The sequence below is a fragment of the Pseudomonas sp. Pseusp21 genome, from assembly GCF_059492145.1.
Genome location: NZ_CP168520.1, coordinates 3757576 through 3783426, shown reverse-complemented (window position 1 = coordinate 3783426; position 25851 = coordinate 3757576). Strand labels below are relative to the sequence as shown.

General features: G+C 61.5%; 27 protein-coding genes. 16 read left to right on the top strand and 11 right to left on the bottom strand.

Annotated features, from left to right (window positions below):
- Positions 1–13: 13 nt before the first annotated feature.
- Both ACEN93_RS17310 and ACEN93_RS17305 read left to right on the top strand, forming a co-directional pair.
- Positions 14–565, top strand: a complete 552-nt coding sequence (locus ACEN93_RS17310) for a cytochrome c oxidase assembly protein (RefSeq protein ID WP_011331799.1) — start codon at positions 14–16, stop codon at positions 563–565.
- 25 nt (positions 566–590) lie between these two features.
- A complete protein-coding gene (locus ACEN93_RS17305; protein ID WP_011331798.1) occupies positions 591–1478 on the top strand; it encodes a cytochrome c oxidase subunit 3 in 888 nt (295 codons plus the stop codon).
- A 76-nt stretch (positions 1479–1554) separates the two neighbouring features.
- On the opposite strand, the gene ACEN93_RS17300 is transcribed toward ACEN93_RS17305, so the two are convergent.
- Positions 1555–1758 (bottom strand): twin transmembrane helix small protein, encoded by a 204-nt coding sequence (locus ACEN93_RS17300; RefSeq protein WP_011331797.1) that lies wholly within the window; start codon positions 1756–1758, stop codon positions 1555–1557.
- A gap of 72 nt (positions 1759–1830) precedes the next feature.
- On the opposite strand from ACEN93_RS17300, the gene ACEN93_RS17295 reads away from it, so the two are divergent.
- Genes ACEN93_RS17295 through ACEN93_RS17275 form a run of 5 tightly spaced genes read left to right on the top strand, consistent with a single transcriptional unit; the run spans position 1831 to position 5739 of the window.
- Positions 1831–2571, top strand: coding sequence for an SURF1 family protein (locus tag ACEN93_RS17295; RefSeq protein WP_085667441.1), 741 nt, complete (start codon positions 1831–1833; stop codon positions 2569–2571).
- Entirely contained in the window at positions 2537–3130 is a 594-nt protein-coding gene (locus tag ACEN93_RS17290) for a PA_0111/PP_0108 family redox-active disulfide protein (protein ID WP_085654030.1), read from the top strand. The genes ACEN93_RS17295 and ACEN93_RS17290 overlap by 35 nt, the downstream gene beginning before the upstream one ends.
- Positions 3131–3140: 10 nt before the next feature.
- A complete protein-coding gene (locus ACEN93_RS17285) occupies positions 3141–4220 on the top strand; it encodes a COX15/CtaA family protein (protein WP_495610305.1) in 1080 nt (359 codons plus the stop codon).
- Complete coding sequence (gene cyoE, locus ACEN93_RS17280; RefSeq protein ID WP_007953992.1) at positions 4208–5107, top strand: heme o synthase; 900 nt, start codon at positions 4208–4210, stop codon at positions 5105–5107. Before ACEN93_RS17285 ends, cyoE begins: the two co-directional genes overlap by 13 nt.
- Entirely contained in the window at positions 5104–5739 is a 636-nt protein-coding gene (locus ACEN93_RS17275; protein WP_007953994.1) for an SCO family protein, read from the top strand. The genes cyoE and ACEN93_RS17275 overlap by 4 nt, the downstream gene beginning before the upstream one ends.
- Positions 5740–5896: 157 nt before the next feature.
- Here ACEN93_RS17275 and ACEN93_RS17270 read toward each other — a convergent pair whose 3' ends face one another.
- The 3 genes from ACEN93_RS17270 to ACEN93_RS17260 all read right to left on the bottom strand — a co-directional run bounded on the left by ACEN93_RS17270 (position 5897) and on the right by ACEN93_RS17260 (position 8426).
- A complete protein-coding gene (locus tag ACEN93_RS17270; protein ID WP_103385831.1) occupies positions 5897–6670 on the bottom strand; it encodes a MetQ/NlpA family ABC transporter substrate-binding protein in 774 nt (257 codons plus the stop codon).
- A gap of 74 nt (positions 6671–6744) precedes the next feature.
- Entirely contained in the window at positions 6745–7419 is a 675-nt protein-coding gene (locus ACEN93_RS17265; RefSeq protein ID WP_007953997.1) for a methionine ABC transporter permease, read from the bottom strand.
- On the bottom strand, positions 7419–8426 hold the full coding sequence (locus ACEN93_RS17260) for a methionine ABC transporter ATP-binding protein (RefSeq protein ID WP_007953999.1): 1008 nt from the start codon (positions 8424–8426) through the stop codon (positions 7419–7421). Before ACEN93_RS17260 ends, ACEN93_RS17265 begins: the two co-directional genes overlap by 1 nt.
- Before the next feature lie 260 nt (positions 8427–8686).
- On the opposite strand from ACEN93_RS17260, the gene katE reads away from it, so the two are divergent.
- Positions 8687–10828, top strand: a complete 2142-nt coding sequence (gene katE / locus ACEN93_RS17255) for a catalase HPII (RefSeq protein WP_495610304.1) — start codon at positions 8687–8689, stop codon at positions 10826–10828.
- A 92-nt stretch (positions 10829–10920) separates the two neighbouring features.
- Here the strand turns inward: katE and ACEN93_RS17250 are convergent, their stop codons facing one another.
- The 4 genes from ACEN93_RS17250 to zur are packed head-to-tail and all read right to left on the bottom strand — an operon-like array spanning position 10921 to position 13720.
- On the bottom strand, positions 10921–11634 hold the full coding sequence (locus ACEN93_RS17250; protein ID WP_064592487.1) for a PA5502 family lipoprotein: 714 nt from the start codon (positions 11632–11634) through the stop codon (positions 10921–10923).
- A 37-nt stretch (positions 11635–11671) separates the two neighbouring features.
- Entirely contained in the window at positions 11672–12460 is a 789-nt protein-coding gene (gene znuB / locus ACEN93_RS17245; RefSeq protein ID WP_007954005.1) for a zinc ABC transporter permease subunit ZnuB, read from the bottom strand.
- The gene (gene znuC / locus ACEN93_RS17240) at positions 12453–13238 is read right to left on the bottom strand and encodes a zinc ABC transporter ATP-binding protein ZnuC (protein WP_039764852.1); all 786 of its coding nucleotides are present in this window, start codon (positions 13236–13238) and stop codon (positions 12453–12455) included. Before znuC ends, znuB begins: the two co-directional genes overlap by 8 nt.
- A complete protein-coding gene (zur, locus tag ACEN93_RS17235) occupies positions 13238–13720 on the bottom strand; it encodes a zinc uptake transcriptional repressor Zur (protein ID WP_011331783.1) in 483 nt (160 codons plus the stop codon). The genes znuC and zur overlap by 1 nt, the downstream gene beginning before the upstream one ends.
- Positions 13721–13786: 66 nt before the next feature.
- Between zur and ACEN93_RS17230 the strand changes: the two genes are divergently transcribed.
- Complete coding sequence (locus ACEN93_RS17230) at positions 13787–14707, top strand: zinc ABC transporter substrate-binding protein (RefSeq protein WP_495610303.1); 921 nt, start codon at positions 13787–13789, stop codon at positions 14705–14707.
- A 42-nt stretch (positions 14708–14749) separates the two neighbouring features.
- Here ACEN93_RS17230 and ACEN93_RS17225 read toward each other — a convergent pair whose 3' ends face one another.
- Both ACEN93_RS17225 and ACEN93_RS17220 read right to left on the bottom strand, forming a co-directional pair.
- Positions 14750–15703 carry a homoserine kinase gene (locus ACEN93_RS17225; protein ID WP_103385829.1) on the bottom strand — a complete coding sequence of 318 codons (954 nt, stop codon included), beginning with the start codon at positions 15701–15703 and terminating at the stop codon, positions 14750–14752.
- Between the two features lie 61 nt (positions 15704–15764).
- A complete protein-coding gene (locus ACEN93_RS17220; RefSeq protein WP_074689754.1) occupies positions 15765–16061 on the bottom strand; it encodes a DUF2782 domain-containing protein in 297 nt (98 codons plus the stop codon).
- Positions 16062–16135: 74 nt separating this feature from the next.
- Here ACEN93_RS17220 and polA point away from each other — a divergent pair, with 74 nt between their 5' ends.
- Complete coding sequence (polA, locus tag ACEN93_RS17215) at positions 16136–18943, top strand: DNA polymerase I (RefSeq protein ID WP_210710318.1); 2808 nt, start codon at positions 16136–16138, stop codon at positions 18941–18943.
- 414 nt (positions 18944–19357) lie between these two features.
- On the opposite strand, the gene yihA is transcribed toward polA, so the two are convergent.
- Positions 19358–20002 carry a ribosome biogenesis GTP-binding protein YihA/YsxC gene (gene yihA, locus ACEN93_RS17210; protein WP_039764859.1) on the bottom strand — a complete coding sequence of 215 codons (645 nt, stop codon included), beginning with the start codon at positions 20000–20002 and terminating at the stop codon, positions 19358–19360.
- Positions 20003–20193: 191 nt separating this feature from the next.
- Here yihA and ACEN93_RS17205 point away from each other — a divergent pair, with 191 nt between their 5' ends.
- The 6 genes from ACEN93_RS17205 to ACEN93_RS17180 all read left to right on the top strand — a co-directional run bounded on the left by ACEN93_RS17205 (position 20194) and on the right by ACEN93_RS17180 (position 25846).
- A complete protein-coding gene (locus ACEN93_RS17205) occupies positions 20194–20499 on the top strand; it encodes a c-type cytochrome (RefSeq protein ID WP_039764861.1) in 306 nt (101 codons plus the stop codon).
- A 32-nt stretch (positions 20500–20531) separates the two neighbouring features.
- Complete coding sequence (locus ACEN93_RS17200) at positions 20532–21143, top strand: c-type cytochrome (RefSeq protein WP_039764863.1); 612 nt, start codon at positions 20532–20534, stop codon at positions 21141–21143.
- A 200-nt stretch (positions 21144–21343) separates the two neighbouring features.
- The gene (locus tag ACEN93_RS17195; protein WP_210710317.1) at positions 21344–21985 is read left to right on the top strand and encodes a thiol:disulfide interchange protein DsbA/DsbL; all 642 of its coding nucleotides are present in this window, start codon (positions 21344–21346) and stop codon (positions 21983–21985) included.
- Positions 21986–21999: 14 nt separating this feature from the next.
- Positions 22000–22878 (top strand): endonuclease/exonuclease/phosphatase family protein, encoded by an 879-nt coding sequence (locus tag ACEN93_RS17190; RefSeq protein ID WP_039764867.1) that lies wholly within the window; start codon positions 22000–22002, stop codon positions 22876–22878.
- Positions 22875–24965: a GGDEF domain-containing protein gene (locus ACEN93_RS17185; RefSeq protein ID WP_085667283.1), complete on the top strand. Its 2091-nt coding sequence runs from the start codon at positions 22875–22877 to the stop codon at positions 24963–24965. The genes ACEN93_RS17190 and ACEN93_RS17185 overlap by 4 nt, the downstream gene beginning before the upstream one ends.
- 101 nt (positions 24966–25066) lie before the next feature.
- Complete coding sequence (locus ACEN93_RS17180) at positions 25067–25846, top strand: N-acetylmuramoyl-L-alanine amidase (protein ID WP_039764871.1); 780 nt, start codon at positions 25067–25069, stop codon at positions 25844–25846.
- The last annotated feature ends 5 nt before the right edge of the window (positions 25847–25851 follow it).

Sequence of the window (25851 nt, the reverse complement as noted above, 5' to 3'; positions counted from 1 at the left end):
GAGGGCCGCCACCATGGCTGACTCGATCTCGATGAAGAAGCTGGTCACCCGACTGCTCGGCGTGGTGGTGGCGATGTTCGTCTTCGGCTTTGCCCTGGTGCCGATCTACGACGTGATGTGCAAGGCGTTCGGCATCAACGGCAAGACCGCCGGGCAGTACGAGGGCGAGCAGACCGTCGATGCCTCGCGGCAAGTGCGGGTGCAGTTTCTGTCGACCAACACCGCCGACATGCCATGGGATTTCTATCCCAAGCATGACGAGCTGACGGCCAACCCCGGCGCGGTGAACGAGATGATCTTCATCGCGCGCAATCCCACCGACAAACCGATGAGCGCTCAAGCCGTACCGAGCATCGCGCCGAGCAATGCGGCCGCGTACTTCCACAAGACCGAATGCTTTTGCTTTACCCAGCAGGTGCTGCAGCCCGGTCAGCAGATCGAGATGCCGGTGCGTTTCATCGTTGACCGCGACATGCCCAAGGACGTGAAGCACCTGACGCTGTCCTACACGCTGTTCGATATCACCGCCCGACATCCTCCGGTGGCTGCAAACACTGGCGGTTAAGCGTGCCCGATAAGGAGAACAATAAATGGCAACTCATGAGCACTATTACGTCCCGGCCCAGAGCAAGTGGCCGATCGTGGCCACGGTGGGGATGTTCGTCACCGTGTACGGCCTGGCGACCTGGTTCAACGATCTGAAGGCAGCGCGTCCGGAATCCCACGGCCCGCTGATCTTTTTCGTCGGCGGTCTGTTGCTGGCGTACATGCTGTTCGGCTGGTTCGGCACGGTGATCAAGGAAAGCCGCGCGGGGTTATACAGCCCGCAGCTGGACCGCTCGTTCCGCTGGGGCATGAGCTGGTTCATCTTCTCCGAGGTGATGTTCTTCATCGCCTTCTTCGGCGCGCTGTTCTACGTGCGGCACATTTCCGGCCCGGCGCTGGGCGGCGAAGGCACCAAAGGCATCGCTCATATGCTCTGGCCGAACTTCCAGTTCACCTGGCCGCTGTTGCACACGCCGGATCCGAAACTGTTCCCGCCGCCCAAGGAAGTCATCAGCCCCTGGGGCCTGCCGCTGATCAACACCATCCTGCTGGTGAGCTCCAGCGTGACCATCACCATTGCCCACCACGCGCTGAAGAAAGGCCATCGCGGCGCGCTGAAACTGTGGCTGGCGATCACCGTGCTGCTGGGTTGCGCGTTCCTCGGCTTCCAGGCCGAAGAATACATCCACGCCTACCACGAACTGGGGCTGACCCTCGGCTCGGGCATCTACGGCGCGACGTTCTTCATGCTCACCGGTTTCCACGGCGCCCACGTGACCATCGGCACGATCATTCTGTTCGTGATGCTGATGCGCATCATGAAGGGCCACTTCGACAACGAACATCAGTTCGGTTTTGAAGCGGCGAGCTGGTATTGGCACTTCGTCGATGTGGTGTGGATCGGCTTGTTCATCTTCGTTTATGTGCTTTAACAGCAGCCGCGAGCTGCGAGCTTCAAGTCAAAACGGTAAGGCTTGTAGCTTGTAGCTTGTAGCTTGGCGCTTGCAGCTACCACGGCACGTGGGACACCAGTTGGCCGCTGTAGAAACCCCAGGCGATCAGGCCGACGGTGACAGCGGCCAACGCCACCCGAACACTCAAGGCGATCACCAGCCGATTCGAGCTGCTGTCGTCCTTGACCAGGAAAAACAGGCCGCTGAACAGGCTGACCACCGTGGCAATCAGCATCAGGACGATGGCTGCTTTGAGCATGGGAAGAACTCCGGGGGAACAAGCGATGCAGTTGAGTATAGCGATCGCACTGACTGATTTTCTGGCGCGGCCATGAAGCGCTTCCGGCCGGGTGTGGTGCCGACACTGGTGGTCGGCCTGCTGCTGCCGTTGCTGATTTCGCTGGGCTTCTGGCAACTGGGCCGGGGCGCGGAGAAAACCGCCCTGCTCGCCAGCTACGCCGAACGCCGCGCCGCCGAACCGATGGCCAGCACCGAGTTGCTGCACAGCGCCGATCCGGCCTTTCGCCGGGTGCATCTGCACGGCCAGTTCGACGCCGCCCACAGCCTGTTGCTGGACAACCGCCAGCGCAACGGCAAGGTCGGCGTCGAATTGCTGCAACCGTTTCAGGATCAACGCAGCGGCCAGTGGCTGCTGGTCAATCGCGGTTGGCTGCCGTGGCCGGACCGGCGCACGGCCCCGCAATTCAATACGCCAGCCGATGCCGTGAATGTCGATGCCTGGGTGTATGTCGCCCCCGGTGCCACCTTCCAGCTGCATGCCGATCCGGTCAGCAGCACCTGGCCGCAGACCGTCACCGCCATCGAACCCGCGAAGCTGTGGAAAACCCTCGAACGCGACGGGTTCGCCTACGAATTACGCGCCGAACCCGGCCCCGCCAGCTATCAGGCCGACTGGCCGGTAGTCGCGATGGGCCCGGAAAAACACCTCGGTTACGCCGTGCAGTGGTTCGCCATGGCCACCGCCCTGCTCGGTCTCTACCTCTATCTCGGCTGGCACAACGCAAAGGAGAAACACCATGGGAGCGGCCATGAATCCACCCAGCATGTCTGAAACGAAAGTCCCGGCCAGTCGCCGTCGCGGACGCATCCAGTTGCTGCTGATCGTGCTCGGCGTGGTCGGTCCGATGATCCTCGCCACCGGCATGTACAAGTTGCAGTTCTGGGTGCCGGAAGGTCGCAGCTATCACGGCGAACTGATCGGCAACGGCCAGACCCGCGCTGACCTCGGTATCCAGGCTGACGAAACGCGCTGGCAGATGCTCGTGACCGCGCCGAAAGACTGTGCGGTGGACTGCCAGCAACTGGTGTACCTGGCGCGGCAGATCCAGATCGGCCTGGGCCGCGAAGCCGGGCGCGCCAGCCACGCCCTGGCCGCTGCACAACCGTTGACTGCCGACTACGAAGCCAAGCTGACCCGCGAATACCCGCAGCTGCAACGCTACCCGCTGGACCCGGCGACCTTCAGCAAGGCCACGGGCGACAAGGCCACGCCGCAACTGTGGATCATCGATCCCCACGGCAACCTCGTGCTGCGCTACGACCCGAGCGTCAAGGGCAAGGATCTGCTCAACGACCTGCGCCACCTGCTGAAACTGTCGAACATCGGATAAGGGCATCGTCATGGCCAAACCTGGATTTCGCCTCGCGCTGTTTGCCACCCTGCTGGCACTGATCGTGGTGCTGCTCGGCGCCTACACCCGCCTGACCCATGCCGGCCTCGGCTGCCCGGACTGGCCGGGCTGCTACGGGTTCATCAGCGTGCCGAAAAGCGAAGCCCAGCTGGCCCATGCCGAACTGCATTACCCCGACTCGCCAGTGGAGGCGCACAAAGGCTGGAACGAGATGATCCACCGTTACTTCGCCGGCACCCTCGGCCTGCTGATCTCGGTATTGGCCGGTCGCGCGTGGGTCAATCGTCGTCATCCGGGGCAACCGCTGAAACTGCCGCTGCTTCTGCTGGCGGTGGTGTTCGCCCAAGCGGCGTTCGGCATGTGGACGGTGACGCTCAAGCTCTGGCCGCAAGTGGTAACCGGGCATCTGCTCGGCGGCTTCGCGACCCTGAGCCTGCTGTTTCTGCTGACGTTGCGACTGTCCGGCGTACTGCCGGCGCTGACCGTGCCCAAGCGTCTGCAATATTGGGCGACCGCCGGATTGCTGTTGGTGATCGGCCAGATTGCTCTCGGCGGCTGGGTCAGTTCCAACTACGCGGCGGTGGCCTGCATCGACTTCCCGACCTGCCACGGCCAATGGCTGCCGCCGGCGGATTTCGCCAACGGCTTTCACCTGACTCAACACATCGGCCCGAATTACCTCGGCGGGCAACTCGACAGCGATGCACGCACGGCGATTCACCTGACCCACCGCATCGGCGCGCTGCTGGTGACGCTCGTCCTGCTCGGTCTGGCCTGGCAACTGAAAGTCGTGGGCATGACCCGACTGGCCGGGCTGGTGCTGATCGCCCTCGCCGCGCAGATCACCCTCGGCATCAGCAACGTGCTGTTCCATCTGCCGCTGCCGGTGGCCGTAGCGCATAACGCCGGCGGTGCGGCGCTGCTGCTGGCCATGGTGCTGGTCAACTATCACGCGCGAACCAGCCTGGTTCGGGTCAAGCAGCCGATGATCGCGCGCTGGCGCCTGAGCCCGCGCAAACACTCGGCGGCGCCCATCACTATTAAAGGAGAGACGCCATGGCGATTCTGATCGGCGAACGTCCGGCGCAGGCGCTGTGGCGTGATTACCTGGAGCTGACCAAACCGAAAGTCGTGGTGCTGATGCTGATCACCTCGCTGGTGGGCATGTTCCTCGCGACCCGCGCCGGGGTGCCGTGGACGGTGCTGGTGTTCGGCAACCTGGGGATCGCGTTGTGTGCCGGTGGCGCGGCGGCGGTCAATCATGTGGTGGACCGACGCATCGATGCGGTCATGGCCCGCACCCACAAACGGCCGCTGGCGGAGGGCCGGGTTTCGCCCACAGGAGCACTGACCTTTGCGCTGGTGCTGGCGTTGCTCGGCCAGGCACTGCTGCTGACCTTCACCAATCCGCTGACTGCCTGGCTGACCCTGGCCTCGCTGCTCGGCTACGCGGTGATCTACACCGGTTTTCTCAAGCGTGCGACGCCGCAGAACATCGTCATCGGCGGCCTCGCCGGCGCCGCTCCGCCGCTGCTCGGTTGGACCGCCGCGACCGGCCACGTCAGTGCAGAACCGCTGCTGCTGGTGCTGATCATCTTCGCCTGGACCCCGCCGCACTTCTGGGCGCTGGCCATCCACCGCAAAGAGGAATACGCCAAGGCCGACATTCCGATGCTGCCGGTCACCCATGGCGAGCACTACACCAAGGTGCACATTCTGCTGTACACCTTCGCCCTGCTGGCGGTCAGCCTGTTGCCGTACGTGATCCACATGAGCGGCCTGCTGTACCTGATCTGCGCGCTCGGGCTGGGCGCCAGGTTTCTGCAATGGGCCGTGGTGCTGTACCGTGGCACTCGGCCGCACGCGGCGATCAACACCTTCAAGTACTCTATCTGGTACCTGTTTCTGCTGTTCATCGCCCTGCTCGTAGACCACTACTTACTGTTGAACCTATGACTCGAACCCAGAAAACCGTCTTCATCCTCGTCGCCGTGATCGCGCTGATCCTCGGCCTGACCGTCAACAAAGTGCTGAGCGGCAAGGGCCAGGGCGACCCGACTGCATTGATCGACGCCGGCATCATCCTGCTGCCGCAGAGCCGCAACCTGCCGGACGTGACGATGACCAATCAGGACGGCCAACCGGTCACGGTCAACGAGCTCAAGGGCAAGTGGAGCCTGCTGTTCTTCGGCTACACCTTCTGCCCGGACATCTGCCCCACCACCCTCGCCCAGCTGCGCCAGATCAAGAGCGAACTGCCGAAGGATGCCGTGGACAAGTTGCAGATCGTGCTGGTCAGCGTCGACCCGAACCGCGACAACCCTGCGCAGTTGAAACAGTACCTGGGCTACTTCGATCCACAGTTCATAGGCCTGACGCCAAAATCCATCGACGAGCTGCAGAAGGTGGCGAACGCGGTGAGCATTCCGTTCATTCCGGCGGACACCAGCAAGCCGAATTACACGGTGGATCACAGCGGCAACCTGGCGGTGATCGGGCCGGATGGGACACAGCGCGGGTTTATTCGGGCGCCGTTGAATAATGCCAAGCTGGTGGCGCAGTTGCCGGTGATGTTGAACCGCAAGTAAAAACTGAACGCACTAAAAAGGGGACGCCACTGGCGTCCCCTTTTCGTTTTGATCGTTCCCACGCTCTGCGTGGGAATGCAGCAAGGGACGCTCTGCGTCCCAGCGGACGCGGAGCGCCCGGGGATGCATGCCCACGCAGAGCATGGGCACGATCAAATCAGAACGCCGGCAACACCGCGCCTTTGTACTTCTCGGTGATGAATTTCTTCACTTCCGGGCTGTGCAGGGCGGCGGCCAGTTTCTTCATGGCGTCGCTGTCCTTGTTGTCCGCGCGGGACACCAGGATGTTCACGTAAGGCGAGTCGCTGCCTTCGATGACCAGCGCATCCTTGGACGGATCGAGCTTGGCTTCCAACGCGTAGTTGGTGTTGATCAGCGCCAGGTCGACCTGGGTCAGCACGCGCGGGATGGTCGCGGCTTCCAGTTCACGGATCTTCAGGTCTTTCGGGTTCTGGGCGATGTCCTTGACGGTCGACAGGATGTTGCTCGGATCATTCAGGGTGATCACGCCGGCCTTGGCCAGCAGCAACAGCGCACGGCCGCCGTTGGTGGCGTCGTTCGGGATCACCACGTTGGCGCCGCTTGGCAGCTCTTCGATTTTCTTGAACTTGCTGGAGTAGGCGCCCAGCGGTTCCAGGTGCACGCCGGTCACGGACACCAGGCTGGTGCCCTTGGCCTTGTTGAACTCATCGAGGTACGGCTGGTGCTGGAAGAAGTTGGCGTCCAGACGCTTCTCGGCCACTTGTACGTTCGGCTGTACGTAGTCGGTGAAGACCTTGACCTTCAGATCCACGCCTTCTTTGGCCAGTGCCGGCTTCACGAATTCGAGGATTTCCGCGTGCGGTACCGGAGTGGCAGCAACGGTCAGGGTTTCGTCGGCGTGGGCCGAGAACGCTGCAAAGGCAGCCAGGGCAACAATCAGTTTTTTCATTCAGCTAACTCCTTTTTATGGCGCCCGTCTGGCGCCTGCCAGCGAATGGCCGGCTCATGTCATTACAAAACCGGTTATTTGCGCGAGAAGTGCACGACCAGTCGGTCGCCGACCATTTGCAGCACTTGCACCAGAATCAGCAGCAACACCACGGTGACAATCATCACGTCGGTCTGGAAACGCTGATAGCCGAAACGGATCGCCAGGTCACCCAGGCCACCGGCACCGACCACACCGGCCATCGCCGTGTAGGAAACCAGTGTAATCGCCGTCACCGTAATTGCTGCGAAGATGCCCGGACGGGCCTCCGGCAGCAGGGCGTTCATGATGATCTGGCGAGTGGTCGCGCCCATCGACTGGGTCGCTTCGATGATGCCGCGATCGACTTCACGCAGGGCGGTTTCCACCAGCCGCGCAAAGAACGGTGTCGCGCCCACTACCAGCGGCGGAATCGCACCGGCCACGCCCAGCGAGGTGCCGGTGATCAGCACGGTGAACGGGATCATCACGATCAACAGAATAATGAACGGCAGCGAACGCAGGATGTTCACCACCAGCGACAGCAAGGCGTACACGCCTTTGGCTTCGAGCAACTGGCGTGGGCTGCACAGGAACAGCAGCACGCCCAGCGGCAGGCCGAGCAGCACGGTGAACAGCAGCGAACCGCCGAGCATCATCATGGTGTCGCCGGTTGCGAGCCAGATTTCGTACCAGTCGATATTGGTGAAGAAACTCATCAGGTCTTCCATTAGCGCAACACCTCCATGTGAACGTCAGCGGCGGTGAAGCGGGCGAACGCCGCTTCCATGTCGCCACCGGTGACGGCGAGGGTCAATTGCCCGTAAGGAATGTCTTTGATGCGGTCGATGCGACCGGCCAGGATGCTGTAATCCACACCGGTTTCCCGGGCGACGGTGCCGAGCAACGGCGCGTAGGTCGCTTCGCCCTGGAAGGTCAGACGCACGATGCGGCCCGGCACGTGAGCGAAGTCATCGCGCTGCTCGCTTTCGTCGATCTGCTCGCTTTCCTGAACAAAGCGCTTGGTGGTCGGGTGCTTCGGATGCAGGAACACATCGGCCACCGAACCTTGCTCGACGATCACACCGGCGTCCATCACGCCGACCTGATCGCACACGCGGCGGATCACATCCATCTCGTGGGTGATCAGGACGATGGTCAGTTTCAGCTCGCGGTTGATCTCGGCCAGCAGTTGCAAGACCGACGCTGTGGTCTGCGGGTCGAGGGCGCTGGTGGCTTCGTCGCACAGCAGGATCTTCGGCTTGGTCGCCAGAGCGCGGGCGATGCCGACACGCTGCTTCTGACCGCCGGACAGCTGCGCCGGGTACTTTTTGGCGTGATCGGACAGACCGACCCGCGCCAGCAACTCGGCCACACGCTGGTCGATCTCGGCGCGGGACAGTTCACCGGCCAGGGTCAGCGGCAGCGCGACGTTGTCGGCCACAGTCTTGGATGCCAGCAGGTTGAAGTGCTGGAAGATCATCCCGACCTGCTGACGGAAACGGCGCAGGCCGTTGGCGTCCAGCGCGGTGACTTCTTCGCCGTCGACGATGATCTTGCCGCCACTGGATTGCTCCAGGCGATTGATCAGGCGCAGCAGGGTACTTTTTCCCGCGCCGGAATGGCCAATCAGGCCGAACACCTGACCGTTCTCGATGGAGAAGCTGGTCGGGTGCAGCGCGGTGATGTCCTTACCGGCGACGCGGTAAGTCTTATGGACGTTTTGAAACTCGATCACGTAGCGAACCTTGTGGGGCGCGTTGGAAAAGGATCAGCGGTTAGCCGGGCGCGCATTTTAGCCTGTCCGTATAGAGGTTCTTAGCATTTATTTCGCAAATAACCTTCGATTTGGCAATAACAGGATCAAAGGTCATAAAAAAGGAACGCCCGAAACCCTCGTCAGTCACTACTTAAGCGACTTGAAAACCCTGGGTGCCGTGCCTGGGAAACACTCAAGCGTCCCGGAGCAATCCCGGGACAAACAGGAGTTCATGACTGATGAGTACCAAGAAACCTGCCAATGACAAAAGCCAACTGGCCGGCACCGATACCCCGGATCGCGCCAACACCAATGCCAAACTCGACAGCCTGGAGAAGTTTCGCTCCGACGCTACCGGTCAGGCCCTGCGCACCAATCAGGGCGTGAAAATTGCTGATAACCAGAACACCCTCAAGGCCGGGGCTCGCGGGCCGTCGCTTTTGGAAGACTTCATCATGCGTGAAAAGATCACGCACTTTGACCATGAACGGATTCCCGAGCGCATCGTTCACGCCCGCGGCACCGGCGCCCATGGATTCTTTCAAAGCTACGAGAACCATGCGGCGCTCACCAAGGCCGGTTTCCTGCAGGATCCGGGGAAGAAAACTCCGGTATTCGTGCGCTTTTCCACGGTCCAGGGGCCGCGCGGCTCCGGCGACACCGTCCGTGACGTGCGCGGTTTTGCCGTGAAGTTCTTCACCGACGAAGGCAACTTCGATCTGGTCGGCAACAACATGCCGGTGTTCTTCATTCAGGACGCGATCAAGTTTCCTGACTTCGTCCACGCGGTGAAACCCGAACCGCATAACGAGATCCCTACCGGCGGCTCGGCTCACGACACGTTCTGGGATTTTGTGTCGCTGGTACCGGAATCGGCGCACATGGTGATCTGGGCCATGTCCGACCGGGCCATCCCGAAAAGCCTGCGCAGCATGCAGGGCTTCGGCGTGCACACCTTCCGGCTGATCAATGCCGAGGGCAAATCGCGCTTCGTCAAATTCCACTGGCGCCCTACCGCCGGCACCTGTTCTTTGGTTTGGGACGAGGCGCAAAAACTTGCGGGCAAAGACACCGACTACCATCGGCGCGATCTCTGGGAAGCCATCGAAATGGGTGACTACCCGGAATGGGAACTCGGCGTTCAGATCATCGAGGAGGAAAACGAGCACGACTTCGACTTCGACATCCTCGACCCGACCAAACTGATTCCCGAAGAAATCGTTCCGATCACGCCGCTGGGCAAGATGACCCTCAACCGCAACCCGGACAACTTCTTTGCCGAAACCGAGCAGGTCGCTTTCTGCCCCGGCCATATCGTGCCGGGCATCGACTTCTCGAATGACCCGCTGCTACAAGGCCGGCTGTTTTCCTACACCGACACGCAGATCAGCCGACTCGGCGGGCCGAACTTTCATGAGTTGCCGATCAATCGCCCAGTGGCACCGTTCCACAACGGCCAGCGCGATGCCCAGCACCGTACGGTGATCGACAAGGGCCGCGCTTCGTATGAACCCAATTCCATCGATGGCGGCTGGCCGAAGGAAACCCCACCGGCGGCGCAGGACGGCGGGTTCGAAAGCTATCCGGAGCGCATCGATGCCAACAAGATCCGTCAGCGCAGCGAGTCGTTCAGCGACCACTTCTCCCAGGCGCGGCTGTTCTTCAACAGCATGAGCCCGCACGAGAAAGAGCACATCATCGCCGCCTACAGTTTCGAACTCGGCAAGGTTGAGCGTGAGTTCATCCGGGCGCGGCAAGTGAACGAGATTCTCGCCAACATCGATCTGGAGCTGGCCAAACGCGTGGCGGCCAACCTGGGTCTGCCAGCGCCAGGCAAAGGTACCGTGGACGTGCCTGAAACATCACTGGATCGTTCGCCGGCGCTGAGTCAGGCCAACCTGCTGCCGGAGAACATCAAGACACGAAAAGTTGCGATCCTTGCGGCCAACGGCGTCGATGGTGCGGCGATTGATGCGATGAAGAAGGCGCTGGCGGCAGAAGGTGCACACGCCAAATTGCTCGGCCCGACCTCAGCGCCGGTGAAAACGGCGGATGGCAAAAGCCTGGCGGTGGATGCGTCGATGGAGGGTTTGCCATCGGTAGCGTTCGACGCGGTGTTCGTGCCGGGTGGCGCGGCGTCGGTTAAAGCGTTAAGCGGTGACGGCGTGGCGTTGCATTACCTGCTGGAGGCGTACAAACACCTGAAGGCGATTGCGCTGCATGGCGAGGCCAAACAGTTGCTGGACGTGCTGAAGCTGGAGGCGGATGCGGGGTTGCTAGAAGGCAAGGATGTAGGCGCGCTGACCAAGCCATTCTTTGCTGCGATCGGGCAGCATCGGGTCTGGGATCGGGAGCCTAAGGCCAAGGCGATTCCGGCTTGATAGTTTTGTAATTTCTGAAACAGTCATCGCGAGCAGGCTCGCTCCCACAGGAATCATGTTGTACCTGTGGGAGCGAGCCTGCTCGCGATTTTTTATGGTTTACGAGGACTCAAAACCACTTGAGCGGGAACGCTGCGCAGGATCTGCTTTTTGATTTGCAGATCGAAGTCCGGATCAAGCTTCTTAACGCGCTTGGTGATCAACGTCGCCAGCCACGGGTAATCATTGGTGCGCGGGGCCTGAATGCTCACCGCACAGTCGTAATTCACCACATCGGCGGCGATCGCATCCAGCTGGCGGCGAAGTTTGCGGCTATCGGTGATATTCAGCGCAACCGTGGTGCTCTCGGCAGTCGGATCGATCACTTTGGCCTTCGGCTTGGCTTCAGCGGCTTGCAGCGCCGCTTCGGCTTTCTCCAGTTCAGCCTTGCGCGCTTCGGTGATCGCGCCATTGACGCCACCGGTCAGTGCCGGGGCCTTGGGCATCAGCACGCGGGCACGGGCCAACGCGGTCGCGGCCGCATTCACATCGCCCTTTTGCAGGACGATCTGGCTGCGGCGCAGATAGGCCTCGGCCAACTGGCGCTGGTATTGCTCAAGGGATTGATCGTTGGGTGTTTCGGCCTGCAAGGCTGCCAATTGGTCTTCGGCAGTGGCCAGTTCGCTGCTGGCCAGGCTTTGCTCCAGCTGTGCGATGGCCGTGGCCCGCGCATCGGGGACTTCGGCCACCGGTGGCGTGCTTTGGCAGGCGCCCAGCAGCACTGAAAAGGCCACAAGGAGCAGATAACGGGAGGCGAACGGCTTCATTCCTGCGACTCTCTATTTGCGCAAAAAACGAGCAAGTCTACACCCCTCGACGGGGCAGAACAAAACTCAGCAGAAACAGTGCGGCCGCCGTCACAACGATTGACGGGCCTGCCGGGGTGTCCTTGAACCACGACAACGCCAGCCCGCCACACACGGCGAGCATGCCCAGCACGCTCGCGCCCAGTGCCATCTGTTCCGGCGAACGGGCGTGACGTTGTGCCGCAGCCGCCGGGATGATCAACAGCGAAGTAATCAGCAACACACCGACGATTTTCATCGCCACGGCGATCACCACCGCGATCAACAGCATCAGCGCCATGCGCAAACCGGCCACCGGCAGACCTTCGACTTTGGCCAGTTCTTCGTGCACGGTGATTGCCAGCAGCGGGCGCCACAGCGTCACCAGCAACACCAGCACCGCCGCGCTGCCGCCGAGGATCCACGCCAGATCGGTCGGGCTGATCGCCAGCAGGTCGCCGAACAGATAGGCCATTAGGTCAATCCGCACTTCATGCATGAAGCTTAGTACCACCAGCCCGAGAGAGAGCGTGCTCGGCGCAAGAATGCCCAACAGTGTGTCGGACGCCAGCGGCTGGCGCTGTTGCAAGGTCACCAGCAGCACCGCCAGCAGCAGGCAACCCACGGTGACCGCGACGGTCGGGCTGACATCCAGCAGAAAGCCCAGCGCCACGCCGAGCAGTGCGGCGTGGGACAGCGTGTCGCCAAAATAGGCCATGCGCCGCCAGACCACGAACGAGCCCAGCGGCCCCGCGACCACCGCCAGCGCCAGACCTGCAAGCAGGGCGTAGAACAGAAAATCAGCCATGCTTGCAGCTATCTCCGTGAACGTGAGGTTGGCCCGTCAAAGGCCCCTTGACCACCGAACCGTGCAGGTCGTGGGCATGGTCATGATGGTGGTGATAGATCGCCAGGCTCGGCGCATTGTTGCCGAACAGCTCGACAAAAGCCGGATCGCCACTGACCTGCTCAGGATGCCCGGAGCAGCAGACGTGACGGTTGAGGCACACCACCTGGTCCGTGGTGCTCATCACCAGATGCAGATCGTGGGACACCATCAGCACACCGCAACCGTGACGGTCGCGCAGACGGGTGATCAGGCTGTACAGCTCGGCTTGCCCGGCAACATCGACGCCCTGCACCGGCTCGTCGAGCACCAGTAGTTCCGGCTCGCGCAACAAGGCACGGGCCAACAGCACGCGCTGCATTTCACCGCCAGAAACACTTTGCACCGGGCTGTCGATGACGTGCTCGGCGCCGACTTCCTTGAGTGCCGCCAGCGCACGCGGACGATCGACGCCCGGCACCAGCCGCAGAAAGCGCAGGACTGACAGCGGCAAGGTCGGATCGACGTGGAGTTTTTGCGGCATGTAACCGACGCGCAGCTTCGGCTTGCGCCAGACGCTTCCGCTGTCGGGTTTCAGCAGCCCGAGCACGGCGCGCACCAGCGTGGTCTTGCCGGCGCCGTTGGGGCCGATCAGGGTGACGATCTGCCCCGGCTCGACGCTCAGGTGAATGTTGTCCAGCACGTTCTGCCCGGCAAATCGGACAGCCACCTGCTCCAGACGGATCAGCGCATCGCTCATCAAGCCCCCCGGCAACCGGAGCAGAGGCCGACCACTTCGACGGTCTGGGCCTCGACGATGAAGCCGACGTCCTTGGCGCTGTGAACGATAGCGTCGCTGATGGTTTTTTGCTCAAGTTCGATGGCGGCATGGCATTCGCGGCAAATCAGGAACTGACCCTGGTGCGAATGTTTCGGGTGAACACAGCCAACGAAGGCGTTGAGCGAGGAAATGCGGTGCACCAGACCGTTTTCCAGCAGGAAATCCAGCGCCCGGTATACGGTCGGCGGCGCGGCGCGGCGGCCGTCCTGCTCGCTGAGCACGGCCAGGATGTCGTAGGCACCCAGCGGCTTGTGACTCTGCCAGACCAGTTCCAGCACCCGCCGGCGCAACGCGGTCAGGCGCAAGCCTTTCTGTGCACACAGGGCATCGGCCTCGGACAGCGCGCTGTGAACGCAGTGCGAGTGGTCGTGAGGACGGCTGGCAATCGGTGTAATAGGCATGAGCGGCGACGAGTTTGGTTAGAGACGTTATTATGTTACCCGTTCTCGCCTCATTGAGTGGTCATCGTGTCCCGACTTTTTTCTGTTTTTGTCGTATTCATCACCGGTTTTCTGCTGATCGGTCCGGCTCAGGCCGAGGTCAGAGTCCTCACCAGCATCAAGCCCCTGCAACTGATTGCCGCTGCGGTGCAGGACGGCGTGGCTATTCCCGAAGTGCTGCTGCCACCGGGGGCTTCGCCACATAACTACGCGTTGCGTCCGTCCGACGTGCGCAAGATGCAATCGGTGGACCTGCTGTACTGGATCGGCCCGGACATGGAAAGTTTCCTGCCTCGCGTGCTGAACGGTCGTACGTTGCCGAGCGTCGCGGTACAGGACCTGCCTGGCATGAAACTGCGCCGCTTCGCCGCAGACAGTCATTCCCATGCCGAAGAAGCCGACGAACACGACCACGATCATCGTCCGGGCAGCCTCGATGCGCATCTCTGGCTATCGCCGGTGAACGCGCGGGTTATTGCCGACAAAATGGCCGCTGACTTGAGCGCCGCAGACCCGGCCAATGCCGAGCGCTATCAGAGCAACGCCAAGGCGTTCGATGAACGTCTGGATGCACTGGATCAGCGCTTGAAGAAACGTCTGGCCGGTATTGAAGGCAAACCCTACTTCGTCTTCCACGAAGCCTTCGACTACTTCGAGGAGGCCTACGGCTTGAAGCACACCGGCGTGTTCAGCGTAGCGGCGGAAGTGCAGCCGGGCGCCCAGCATGTGGCGGCGATGCGCGCGCGCTTGCAGGAAGTCGGCAAGACCTGCGTGTTCAGTGAGCCGCCGCTACGTCCACGTCTCGCCGAGACCCTGGTGGCAGGCCTGCCGGTGAAACTGGCGGAACTGGATGCGCTGGGCGGGTACACGCCAGCGACGGCTCAGGGTTACGAGCAAGTGCTGGAGAAGCTGGGGAATGATCTGGCGGGTTGTCTCGAATCGCTCTGATACAAAAAAAACCGCAGCCTGTGCAGGCTGCGGTTTTTTCTTTTACAGGGCGAAAGGTAGCGGCGTATTGACCGTCTGACGCTGCGCCAGCCGCTGCTCGAACTCTTTCGGATCGTGAATCAGCACGTCCTGCCCGGCGAACGATTCCGCCGCAATCAGCCGCGACAGCCAGAACCGCACGCACGCCACTCGCAGCATGGTCGGCCACAATTCGGCCTCGGCCGCCGTGAACGGACGCAGTGCCGCGTAGGCACCGAGGAAGGCCCGAGCACGCGGGCCGTCGATCAGGCCATCATCGTCCGAACACCAGTCGTTCAAGGCGATCGCCACGTCGTAGAGCATCGGCCCGGAGCAGGCGTTGTAGAAGTCGATCAGCCCGGTCAGGTGCGTGCCTTCGAACATTGCGTTGTCGCGAAACAGGTCGGCGTGGATATTTGCCCGAGGCAGCGCGAGAATTTTCTCTTTCTGTTGGGTGATTTCGTCCAGCGCGGTTTGCAGCAGCGCACGCGGCGCGTCGCTCAGGTGCGAAAGAAACTGTGTGCCTTCTTCCAGCATCCAGTCCAGACCACGATCGGTCTTGCGTTTGATCATGTTGTTGCCCTGGGTTGCCAGGTGCAGGTGCGCCTGCAAGTCACCGACCTGCGCGCAATGCTGGGCGTTGGCCTGCTTGATGTGCTTGCCGGCCAGACGCGGTTGCAGCAGCGCCGGCTTGCCTTTCAGCTCACGCAGGGCCACGCCGTCAGTGGTGCGCAGTGCGTAGGGCACCGGCAGGTCGGCTTCGTGGAGGACGTCGAGCAGGTCGATGAAGAACGGCATTTCCTGCACCGGGCCGCGCTCGACCAGGGTCAGGACGAACTCGCCCTTTTCCATGCTGATGAAGAAGTTGGTGTTTTCGCTGCCGGCGGCGATCCCCTGGAAATCGAGCAGACGGCCGAGCCCGTATGGGGCGAGAAAGGTTTCCAGCTCGGGCCGAGCCAGGGGGGTGAACACAGACATGGTTAAAAACTGCTCAGTTCTGGCGCCGCCATCAAACGGCGCCGATTAAAAGTCAGGAAACTTACTTCCAGGTAAAGATTTCCCACGACGGAATAAGCATATCCGGCTGGTCGGACCGGATGTAGTTCGCGTCCGAACCATCGGCGCGCACCAGGAAATAGGGTTTACCGCCCTTCGGTGTGACCTTGATCGCGTAGACGAATCCACTGCGGCTGTATTCCTGAATGACCTTGTCGCCTTCCGTGTGCGTGCTAATGGTAACTTCCGGCTCCGACGATGGCGCATCATCCGCCGCGATCGCGGCCAGCGGTGAAACAGCAATCAGACTGACCAGCAGCAAGCGATTTAACGTACGCATGATAACCTTGTCCCTTTGTCGTCAACGGTCCCGCTATTCTAGCGCCGGGCCCGCCGAAAAGGTTGATTCTGCTCATGAGCCAAGCCCCCCTCGTCCTGGTGGACGGTTCGTCTTACCTGTACCGCGCCTTTCACGCGCTGCCACCGCTGACCACCTCCAAAGGCCTGCCGACCGGTGCGGTCAAAGGCGTGCTGAACATGCTCAAGAGCCTGCGCAAGCAGTATCCGGACAGCCCGTTCGCCGTGGTGTTCGACGCCAAGGGTGGGACATTTCGCGATGAGATGTACGCCGAATACAAAGCCAACCGCCCAAGCATGCCCGACGACATGCGCGTGCAGATCGAGCCGCTGCACCAGAGCGTGATCGCCCTCGGTTTCCCGCTGCTGTGCGTCGAAGGCGTCGAGGCCGATGACGTGATCGGCACCCTGGCCCGCAGCAGCGCGGCCGCCGATCGTCCGGTGATCATCTCCACCGGCGACAAGGACATGGCGCAACTGGTCGACGGCCACATTACCTTGGTCAACACCATGTCCGGTAGTTCGATGGATGTGGAGGGCGTGAAGGAGAAATTCGGCGTCGCTCCGGAGCAGATCATCGATTATCTGGCCCTGATGGGCGATTCTTCCGACAACATTCCCGGCGTTCCGGGCATCGGCCCGAAAACCGCTTCCGGCTTGCTGGTGGGCGTCAACGGCGGTCTGACCGAGCTGTATGCGCAGCTCGACATCGTGCCGACCCTGCCGATCCGTGGCGCCAAGACCCTGCCGGCCAAGCTCGAAGAGCACAAGGAGATGGCGTTCCTCTCCTATCAACTGGCGACGATTAAGGTCGACGTGCCGCTGGACATCGGCCTCGACGACCTGCAAATGGGTCCGGAGGACCCGGCCAAACTTTACGAGCTGTACACCCTGCTGGAATTCAAGAGCTGGCTGAATGACCTGGATCGCGATGCCAAGCGCCAGGAACTGAGCGCTGCTGCCGAGCCTGCGCCGGCCGGCGATCTGTTCAGTGCGCCTGCCGAAGAGGAAGCGCCCGCCGCTGCGGCTGAAGCCGCGTACGAAACCATCCTCGATCAGACGCGATTCGACGTCTGGCTGGAAAAACTGAAGAACGCCAAGCTGTTCGCCTTCGACACCGAAACCACCGGTATCGACGCGCAGCAGGCGCAACTGGTCGGGCTTTCCTTCGCGGTACAGGCCAACGAAGCGGCGTACATCCCGCTGACCCACTCCTACATCGGCGTGCCGCAGCAGCTGGATCGCGACACCGTGCTGCGCGCGCTCAAGCCGATCCTTGAAGACCCGAACAAGCTCAAGGTCGGACAGCACGCCAAGTTCGACATGAACATCCTGGCCAACTGCGCCATCGGCGGTGATCAGAATGAAGGCATCACCGTGCGCGGGATTGGCTTCGATACGATGCTTGAGTCCTACGTGCTCAACTCCACCGCCACCCGTCACGACATGGACAGCCTGGCGCAGAAATACCTGAACCACACTACCGTGAGCTTCCAGGACATCGCCGGCAAAGGCGCCAAGCAGCTGACCTTCGACCAGATCGCTCTGGAACAGGCCGGGCCGTATGCCGCCGAAGATGCCGACGTGACCCTGCGCCTGCACCAGACCCTGTTCGAAAAACTCAGCGCCATCCCGAGCCTGGCCAGCGTGCTGACCGACATCGAGATCCCGCTGGTGCCAGTGCTCGCTCGCATCGAGCGCCAGGGCGCGTTCGTCGATGCTGACCTGCTCGGCATCCAGAGCATTGAGCTGGGCGACAAGATGGTCGCGCTGGAACGTGAAGCCTTCGAGATCGCCGGTGAAGAATTCAACCTCGGCTCGCCAAAGCAACTGGGCGTGATCCTCTACGAAAAACTTGGCCTGCCAGTGCTGAAGAAGACCGCCAAGGGCCAGCCGTCCACCGCCGAAGAAGTGCTGGCGAAACTGGCCGAAGACGATCACCGCTTGCCGAAAGTGCTCATGGAACACCGTTCCATGAGCAAGCTGAAAAGCACCTACACCGATCGCCTGCCGGAGCAGATCAATCCGCGTACCGGGCGTATCCACACCTCGTACCATCAGGCCGTCGCGTCGACCGGACGCCTGTCGTCGAGCGATCCGAATCTGCAGAACATCCCGGTGCGCACCGCCGAGGGCCGACGCATCCGTCAAGCGTTCGTCGCGCCGAAAGGCTATAAACTGCTGGCGGCGGACTACTCGCAAATTGAACTGCGAATCATGGCCCACCTGTCCCGCGACGAAGGGCTGATGAATGCCTTCCGCAACAACCTGGACGTGCACACCGCCACCGCGGCCGAAGTATTCAAGGTCGAGCTCAACGAAGTGACGTCCGACCAGCGCCGGAGCGCCAAGGCGATCAACTTCGGCCTGATCTACGGCATGGGCGCGCAGAAGCTGGGCAAGGACATCGGCGTCGACACCAAGACTGCCAAGGCCTACATCGACACCTACTTCGCGCGTTACCCGGGCGTTCGCGAGTACATGGATCGCACCCGCGCCCAGGCAGCAGACCAAGGCTTCGTGGAAACGATCTTCGGTCGTCGTCTGTATCTGCCGGAAATCAACTCGAACAAGCCGCAGGATCGCGCGGCCGCCGAACGCACGGCGATCAACGCGCCGATGCAGGGCACCGCAGCAGACATCATCAAGAAAGCCATGGTGGCGGTGGATAACTGGCTGAGCGCTTCCGGGCTGGACGCCAAAGTCATCCTGCAGGTGCACGACGAACTGGTGCTGGAGGTTCGCGAGGATCTGGTCGATCAGGTTCGCGAAGAAATTCGCGTGCACATGAGCGAAGCGGCAAAACTGGATGTGCCGTTGCTGGTGGAAGTGGGAGTTGGCAACAACTGGGACGAGGCGCACTGAGGCCTCTGGGACGCGGCTTTGCTGCGACCGAGCGTCGCGGCAAAAGCACCGAAAACCGCTTAGGCCTGATCGTTCTTGAGTTTATTCCAAAGTTTTTTGAAAAGATTCTGAACTAATCTTGCGACAGGGCACTCAGAGATACTGAATGGCTGGTGAAGCCCTTCGATGCTCCTATGTTGTGTTAAGTGTTGGCAGATATCTGAACCCCGCCCTAGCGGTTCGGAACTTAAACCCCGGAACTTCTCCCTCCCCATACGAAGTCCGGGGCTTTTTTTTGCCTCAAAATTGGCTGTAGCGCGGTCATGCTGCGTTAAAAGCGTTAGTAAAAATGCTCATTTAGGTCCCCTAAACTCCGATTTTTACTAACACTTTTGCCTTGCCTGACCGCACTACAGCCAATTTTCCATATCCTTATTATTCAGCCGCTGCTTCCGCGCCTTTATCGGCCAGTTCCATCCAGCCTGCCAACACAGTGTAGGCCTCTTCCAGACCCATGCGTTTCGGGGCGGAGAACAGCTGGATAGTCACTTGATCGCCCCACCCCTTACGGATTTCCGACTGCACCTTGAGCAGCGTGTTCTTGGCCGCGCCGTAGGTCAGTTTGTCGGCCTTGGTCAGCAGGATGTGCATCGGCATGCCGGCGGCAACGGCCCAGTCGAGCATCAGCAGGTCGAAATCGGTCATTGGATGACGGATGTCCATCATCAGAATCAAACCCTTCAAACTCTCGCGGCCACCGAGGTAAGCCTCGAGGTGACGCTGCCAGTGCTGCTTGAGCGGGATCGGTACTTTTGCATAACCGTAACCCGGGAGGTCGACCAGACGCCGTTCATCGTCTAGCTTGAAGAAGTTCAACAGCTGTGTGCGACCCGGGGTTTTCGAGGTGCGCGCCAGGCTGGCGTGAGTCAGGGTGTTCAGCGCGCTGGATTTACCGGCGTTGGAACGACCGGCAAACGCCACTTCGAAGCCTTCGTCGTCGGGGCACTGATCGACCTTGGCGGCACTGAGCATGAACGTGGACTGTTGGCACAGGCCGAGGATGGGATTCTTGAGTTGCATGGGATTTCCGATGTGGGCGGCGCCGGGATTAGGCGCGGAACGCGGTGTCGCTTCCGTTTCAGTGACGCCAGTATATAATGCCGCAGATTTTGTGTGTGCTTTGTCCCAGCGAAGGATGAAGTTCACGAGAGCGACAGACCTTGATTGCGCATTAGAACGCAGAACGCTCTCAACCCTGAAAAGGTCGTTTTATGACGAAATGGCTGCTGGCTGCCGGAGTCTTGATGCCGATTTACAGCGCACAGGCTACACAGGATCCGGAAGCCGTGTACAACCGTGTTTGTGGAGCCTGTCATTCCGGCCAACTACCCATGGCGCCCAAAAGAGGCGATCAGGAAGATTGGACGCCGAGGTTGGCGAAAGGTATGGAGACGCTGGTGCAACACGTGACCCAGGGTTTCAAGGCGATGCCGCCGCGTGGTTTGTGCATGGACTGCAGTGCCGAGGATTACCAGGCCCTCATCCTCTGGATGAGCGAGAGTAAGCCCGGTCCATAACTCTTAACCCTTAGCCGTAGTTGGATTAGCTGATGAACAAACTGATCGTGAGTCTGCTGTTGACCGTGGGAATCTCAGGCTTCGCCCATGCCGCAGGCGATGCAGCCGCAGGCCAGGCGAAAGCTGCCGTATGCGGCGCCTGCCATGGCCCGGATGGCAACAGCATGGCGCCAAACTTTCCAAAGCTGGCCGGACAGGGTGAACGCTACCTGACCAAGCAATTGCACGATATCAAGTCGGGCAAGCGCACCGTTCTGGAAATGACCGGCCTGCTGACCAACCTGAGCGATCAGGACCTGGCCGATATCGCCGCCTACTTCGCCAGCCAGAAAGGCAGCGTCGGCGCCGCCGATCCGAAGATCGTCGCTCGCGGTGAAGCCCTGTTCCGTGGCGGCAACCTCGAGAAAGGCCTGCCAGCCTGCACCGGTTGCCACTCGCCGAACGGCGCCGGCAACGCAGCCGCCGGCTTCCCGCACCTGGGTGGCCAACACGCTCAGTACATCGCCAAGCAGCTGACCGATTTCCGCAAGGAAGAAGCCGGCCGCAACAACGACGGCGACGCGATGACCATGCGCACCATCGCCCGCAAGCTGAGTGACGAAGACATTGCGGCAGTCTCCAGCTACATTCAGGGCCTGCACTGAGACGCACGATTCGAGCATTGCGTGCGATGGCCAACGCCTGCCACGTTAACGCTCGATTAATCCGTCGCAGCAAGTATAAAAAGGGTGGCTTTGGCCGCCCTTTTTTGTGGCCGCTGCCGTTACACTACAGAACTCATGCCCGCCAGGATCTGTCTGAAAACAGGTCGCGCGAGGCGACCAAAATTGTCCAGGAGTAAAGCATGCGTAATCTGATCATCAGCGCCGCCCTCGTCGCTGCCAGCCTGTTCGGCGTGACCGCCCACGCCGCCGAAGCCCCTGCTGCCCCTTACGTCGAACTGAGCAACCCGGTGCCGGTCGCCGTGCCTGGCAAGATCGAAGTGGTCGAGCTGTTCTGGTATGGCTGCCCGCACTGCTACGCGTTCGAGCCGGTGATCAATCCGTGGGTTGAAAAACTGCCGTCCGACGTCAACTTCGTGCGCATTCCTGCGATGTTCGGTGGCCCGTGGGACGCTCACGGCCAGATGTTCCTGACCCTGGAAGCCATGGGCGTCGAGCACAATGTGCATGCTGCGGTGTTCAACGCCATCCAGAAAGAACACAAGAAGCTGACCGACAAGAACGACATGGCCGACTTCCTCGCCACTCAAGGCGTGGACAAGGACAAGTTCCTGGCGACCTTCGATTCGTTCGCCATCAAAGGGCAGATCGTGAAAGCCCGCGAACTGGCCAAGAAGTATGAAATCTCCGGTGTTCCAACCATGATCGTCAACGGTAAGTACCGCTTCGACATCGGCTCCGCCGGCGGCGCCGAACAGGCGCTGAAACTGGCTGATCAACTGGTGGCCAAAGAGCGAGCGGCCAACAAGGCAGCCGCCAACTAAGCGCGGCAATCGCCATGCGCCGCTGGGGAACCGAACGCGTCGTTGGCCTGCATGATCCGCAGGTCAACGAGCATCACCTGGAATCGACGGGCCTGCCCGCAGACAGCCGTCTGCGCTTGCTCAGCTTCAATATTCAGGTCGGCATCAGCACCGAGCGCTATCGGCACTACCTGACCCGCAGCTGGCAGCATCTGCTGCCGCACCCCGGGCGCTCCAGCAATCTGCAAAAGATCGGCAATCTGCTCGGCGACTTCGATCTGGTCGCCCTGCAGGAAGCCGATGGCGGCAGCCTGCGTTCAGGCTACGTCAATCAGGTCGAACACCTGGCCCAGCTCGGCGCCTTCCCCTACTGGTATCAACAACTCAATCGCAACCTTGGCCGACTGGCCCAGCACAGCAATGGTGTGCTCAGTCGCCTGCGGCCGTGGGCGATTGAAGACCACCCGCTACCGGGCCCAAAGGGACGCGGGGCGATTCTGGTGCGCTTCGGCGAAGGCCCGGAAGCGCTGGTGGTGGTGATGATGCACCTGGCGCTCGGCGCCCGGGTGCGCAGCATGCAACTGGCCTACATCCGCGAGCTGATCGGCGGCTACAAGCACCAAGTGCTGATGGGCGACATGAACACCCACGCCAGCGATCTGCTGCAACACTCGCCGTTGCGCGACCTCGGCCTGCTCGCCCCGCAACTCGAAGCGACATTCCCCAGCTGGCGCCCCCAGCGCTGCCTGGATCATATTCTGCTCAGCCCGACCCTGACCCTGGAAAAGGTCGAAGTGCTGGCACAACCGATTTCCGATCACCTGCCGGTCGCGGTAGAGATTCGTCTGCCGGGTTCGCTCACGGCCGATGCATTGCCCGCGTTGAGCACTGCCCTTCGCGGAACCCCTGAATGAGCGACGAAGCCCAGCGCTGGAAAGAGAAATACCTCAAAAGCATCGAACAACAGGAAAAGCTCGAACGTCGATGGGACGCCCGGCTCGACCTGCTGCGCCGCGGCCTGGTGCGCAGCACGCTGGCAGCAGAAGGCACCGACCGCGTGGTCGACCAGTGCATGAAAGAAATGCGCGACGTGGTGCGCACCGATGACATGGACGCTGGCCTCGCCGCCCTGCTGCCGCGCCTGGAAAAAGCCGTGCTCGATTCCGAGCAGCGTCGGGAAACCCGGATCGAACAGGTCAGCACCGCACTGACTGCGCTGGTCACTCAGTTGCAATCCCTGCCCCTGCCCCGCGATGTGGCCCAGCCGCTGAAGAAATTCGCCAAGCAGCTGGATGGGCGGGTGAGTCAGGCCAGAGAGATGCCGCTGCTGCTCAGCGAACTCAGCGGCTTGCAGGGCAAGGCCTTGAGCCAGCTGGCAACGCCGGCGGAACCGGGACGCCCGGGCTTGTTGCAGCGCCTGTTCGGCAATCGCGACAGCGAGGAAACGCCTGCTCCAGTGGCTCAAGCCGCTGCGGTCGCACCACCAGCGCAGCCACAGCAAGCGCCCGTCACACATGAAGCTGCGCCAGCGCCGGAAGCGGCTGTTACAAGCGCCGAACCGGTCGCCACTGCGAGCGTCAGCCAAGCACCGGTTGCCGCCCCCGTGGCCGAACCCGCGAAAACTCCAGAGCCACCCCCCGAATATCATGCGGAGCCGGAGGTGGCGGCCTTCGAGCCGGCCAGAATTCTCACCGAATCCCCCTCCGCCCCCAGCGAACCAGAAACCGCCGAGCCAGAACCGGAGCCGCAGACCTTCACGCCTCCTCCGGTTTTCGCGCCGGCAGTGCCCACGGCCATCAACCCCGACGAACTGATCCACCCCGGCGATAACCCGCCGCCCGTGATCCTCGACAGCCTGCCCCTGCCCGAGCCCATCGCCCAGGCATTGGCCGCCATCGATCCGGAACAATCCGAGCACGACATCCTCTACGCCCTGCCGGACTCCCCGGAGCCGTCCTACAGCTCGGTCGCCAAACACATCGAAGACACGCTGATCGGGCTGCTGGATGACCTGACCTTGCCGGAGCGCCATCGCCCGCAAGCCGAGGCCATGCGCGATCGATTGAAAAACGGCCTGAACTGGTACGAATTGCTGCCGATCCTCGACGATCTCGCGACCTTGATGCTGGCCATTACCGACAGCGGCCAGCACGAATTCGAAGCCTACCTGCAGCAACTCAACGAGCGCCTCGAAGCGTTCCAGAGCAACTTGCAGGCCGCCAGCGAAGGCCACGCCGACAACAGCTCTGCGGCGCGAGCGATGGACACGCAGATCCGCGAACAGGTCGACGGCCTGCAGAACAGCGTGCAGGAAGCGGCCGATCTGGACGATCTCAAGCAGGTGCTGGAAAACCACCTCGAAGGCCTGCTCGGCACCATGGATCAGCACCAGAAGCAGCGCGACGCCCGGGAACAGGAAGTGGCTGGACGCCTGAAAAGCCTGGCCGAACGCGTCGCACACATGGAGCAGGAAGCGCAGGGTTATCGCGAACACCTCGAAGAGCAACGCCAGAAAGCCCTGATCGATCCGCTCACCGGCCTGCCCAACCGCGCCGCCTGGACCGAACGGCTCGAACATGAAATCGCCCAATGGCAGCAGCACGGCAATACCTTGAGCCTGGCCATGCTCGACCTCGATCACTTCAAACGAATCAACGACAACTACGGGCATCTGGCCGGCGACAAGGTCTTGAAAATCATCGCCACGGTGCTGCGCAAGCGTTTGCGCGGCAGTGATTTCATCGCCCGTTTCGGCGGGGAAGAGTTTGTCCTTCTGCTCCCGGCCACCCCGCCGGCGGTCGGCGCCAAACTCCTGGAAACCCTGCGCGCCGCCATCGAAGCCTGCCCGTTTCACTTCAAGGGCGAGCGCGTCACGATCACGGTTTCCATGGGGCTGGCGGCATTCCGGCCGGGAGAACACAGCGATCTGGTGCTCAAAAGAGCCGATCAGGCGCTTTACCGGGCAAAAAACGCAGGGCGTAACCGGGTAGAGCTGGGCTGAGGCAATTGTTCCATATTGTTTAAATCAGCCCTTTAAGCGTCGAAGCGCAAGGCGATACGTTACACTGTTGCATTATCGTCTTGCGTGTACTGCCCTCTGCCATGAAATTTTTCACCCTCCTCGCGTCGCTCCTCTTATTGGCCGGTTGTGCCAGCGGCCCGCGTTTCGACACCAGCCATCCTTCGGTCAATCACGACAGCCGTGTGCAGTTCGTGATCGTGCACTACACCTCCGCCTCGCTCGAACGCTCACTGCAATTGCTGACCCACGGCGAAGTCAGCAGCCATTACCTGATCGGCGATGACAAGAACGCCACCATCTATAAGCTGATGGACGAAAACCTGCGCGCATGGCACGCCGGCGAAAGCGAATGGCAAGGCCGTACCTGGCTCAACTCCAGCTCGATCGGCATCGAAATCGTCAATCCGGGCTTCAAGGACACACCGACCGGTCGCCTCTGGTATCCCTACAGCGAAGCCCAGGTGCAATCGTTGATCGTCCTGCTCAAGGACATCAGCAAACGCCAGGGCATCAGCCCGCGCCACATCATCGGCCATAGCGACATCGCCCCGTTGCGCAAGCTCGACCCGGGGCCGCTGTTCCCCTGGAAGCGACTGGCGGCCGAGGGGCTGGGGCTCTGGCCCGACGAGCAAGCCGTGGCACGCCAGCAAGCGCAGTTCGACGCCGAGCTGCCGAGCATCACCTGGTTCCAGAGCCAACTGGCACGCCTGGGCTACTCGACGCCGCAAACCGGTGAGCTGGATGTAGCGACCCGCCATGTGCTCGCGGCCTTCCAGATGCACTACCGCCCTGCGCGCTTTGACGGCACGCCGGATGCGCAAACGGCAGCGTTGCTGCTGGTGCTGAATCAGACAAAATAATGACG

What these genes read in the sequence shown, in the direction of transcription:
- ACEN93_RS17250 (WP_064592487.1), bottom strand. Translation starts at nt 11,634, where the DNA reads ATGAAGCCGTTCGCCTCCCGTTATCTGCTCCTTGTGGCCTTTTCAGTG.
- ACEN93_RS17285 (WP_495610305.1), top strand. Translation starts at nt 3,141, where the DNA reads ATGGCCAAACCTGGATTTCGCCTCGCGCTGTTTGCCACCCTGCTGGCA.
- katE (WP_495610304.1), top strand. Translation starts at nt 8,687, where the DNA reads ATGAGTACCAAGAAACCTGCCAATGACAAAAGCCAACTGGCCGGCACC.
- ACEN93_RS17190 (WP_039764867.1), top strand. Translation starts at nt 22,000, where the DNA reads ATGCGCCGCTGGGGAACCGAACGCGTCGTTGGCCTGCATGATCCGCAG.
- znuC (WP_039764852.1), bottom strand. Translation starts at nt 13,238, where the DNA reads ATGAGCGATGCGCTGATCCGTCTGGAGCAGGTGGCTGTCCGATTTGCC.
- polA (WP_210710318.1), top strand. Translation starts at nt 16,136, where the DNA reads ATGAGCCAAGCCCCCCTCGTCCTGGTGGACGGTTCGTCTTACCTGTAC.
- zur (WP_011331783.1), bottom strand. Translation starts at nt 13,720, where the DNA reads ATGCCTATTACACCGATTGCCAGCCGTCCTCACGACCACTCGCACTGC.
- ACEN93_RS17225 (WP_103385829.1), bottom strand. Translation starts at nt 15,703, where the DNA reads ATGTCTGTGTTCACCCCCCTGGCTCGGCCCGAGCTGGAAACCTTTCTC.
- ACEN93_RS17220 (WP_074689754.1), bottom strand. Translation starts at nt 16,061, where the DNA reads ATGCGTACGTTAAATCGCTTGCTGCTGGTCAGTCTGATTGCTGTTTCA.
- ACEN93_RS17275 (WP_007953994.1), top strand. Translation starts at nt 5,104, where the DNA reads ATGACTCGAACCCAGAAAACCGTCTTCATCCTCGTCGCCGTGATCGCG.
- ACEN93_RS17265 (WP_007953997.1), bottom strand. Translation starts at nt 7,419, where the DNA reads ATGGAAGACCTGATGAGTTTCTTCACCAATATCGACTGGTACGAAATC.
- yihA (WP_039764859.1), bottom strand. Translation starts at nt 20,002, where the DNA reads ATGCAACTCAAGAATCCCATCCTCGGCCTGTGCCAACAGTCCACGTTC.
- ACEN93_RS17305 (WP_011331798.1), top strand. Translation starts at nt 591, where the DNA reads ATGGCAACTCATGAGCACTATTACGTCCCGGCCCAGAGCAAGTGGCCG.
- ACEN93_RS17185 (WP_085667283.1), top strand. Translation starts at nt 22,875, where the DNA reads ATGAGCGACGAAGCCCAGCGCTGGAAAGAGAAATACCTCAAAAGCATC.
- ACEN93_RS17195 (WP_210710317.1), top strand. Translation starts at nt 21,344, where the DNA reads ATGCGTAATCTGATCATCAGCGCCGCCCTCGTCGCTGCCAGCCTGTTC.
- ACEN93_RS17295 (WP_085667441.1), top strand. Translation starts at nt 1,831, where the DNA reads ATGAAGCGCTTCCGGCCGGGTGTGGTGCCGACACTGGTGGTCGGCCTG.
- ACEN93_RS17310 (WP_011331799.1), top strand. Translation starts at nt 14, where the DNA reads ATGGCTGACTCGATCTCGATGAAGAAGCTGGTCACCCGACTGCTCGGC.
- ACEN93_RS17200 (WP_039764863.1), top strand. Translation starts at nt 20,532, where the DNA reads ATGAACAAACTGATCGTGAGTCTGCTGTTGACCGTGGGAATCTCAGGC.
- ACEN93_RS17205 (WP_039764861.1), top strand. Translation starts at nt 20,194, where the DNA reads ATGACGAAATGGCTGCTGGCTGCCGGAGTCTTGATGCCGATTTACAGC.
- cyoE (WP_007953992.1), top strand. Translation starts at nt 4,208, where the DNA reads ATGGCGATTCTGATCGGCGAACGTCCGGCGCAGGCGCTGTGGCGTGAT.
- ACEN93_RS17180 (WP_039764871.1), top strand. Translation starts at nt 25,067, where the DNA reads ATGAAATTTTTCACCCTCCTCGCGTCGCTCCTCTTATTGGCCGGTTGT.
- ACEN93_RS17270 (WP_103385831.1), bottom strand. Translation starts at nt 6,670, where the DNA reads ATGAAAAAACTGATTGTTGCCCTGGCTGCCTTTGCAGCGTTCTCGGCC.
- znuB (WP_007954005.1), bottom strand. Translation starts at nt 12,460, where the DNA reads ATGGCTGATTTTCTGTTCTACGCCCTGCTTGCAGGTCTGGCGCTGGCG.
- ACEN93_RS17300 (WP_011331797.1), bottom strand. Translation starts at nt 1,758, where the DNA reads ATGCTCAAAGCAGCCATCGTCCTGATGCTGATTGCCACGGTGGTCAGC.
- ACEN93_RS17290 (WP_085654030.1), top strand. Translation starts at nt 2,537, where the DNA reads ATGGGAGCGGCCATGAATCCACCCAGCATGTCTGAAACGAAAGTCCCG.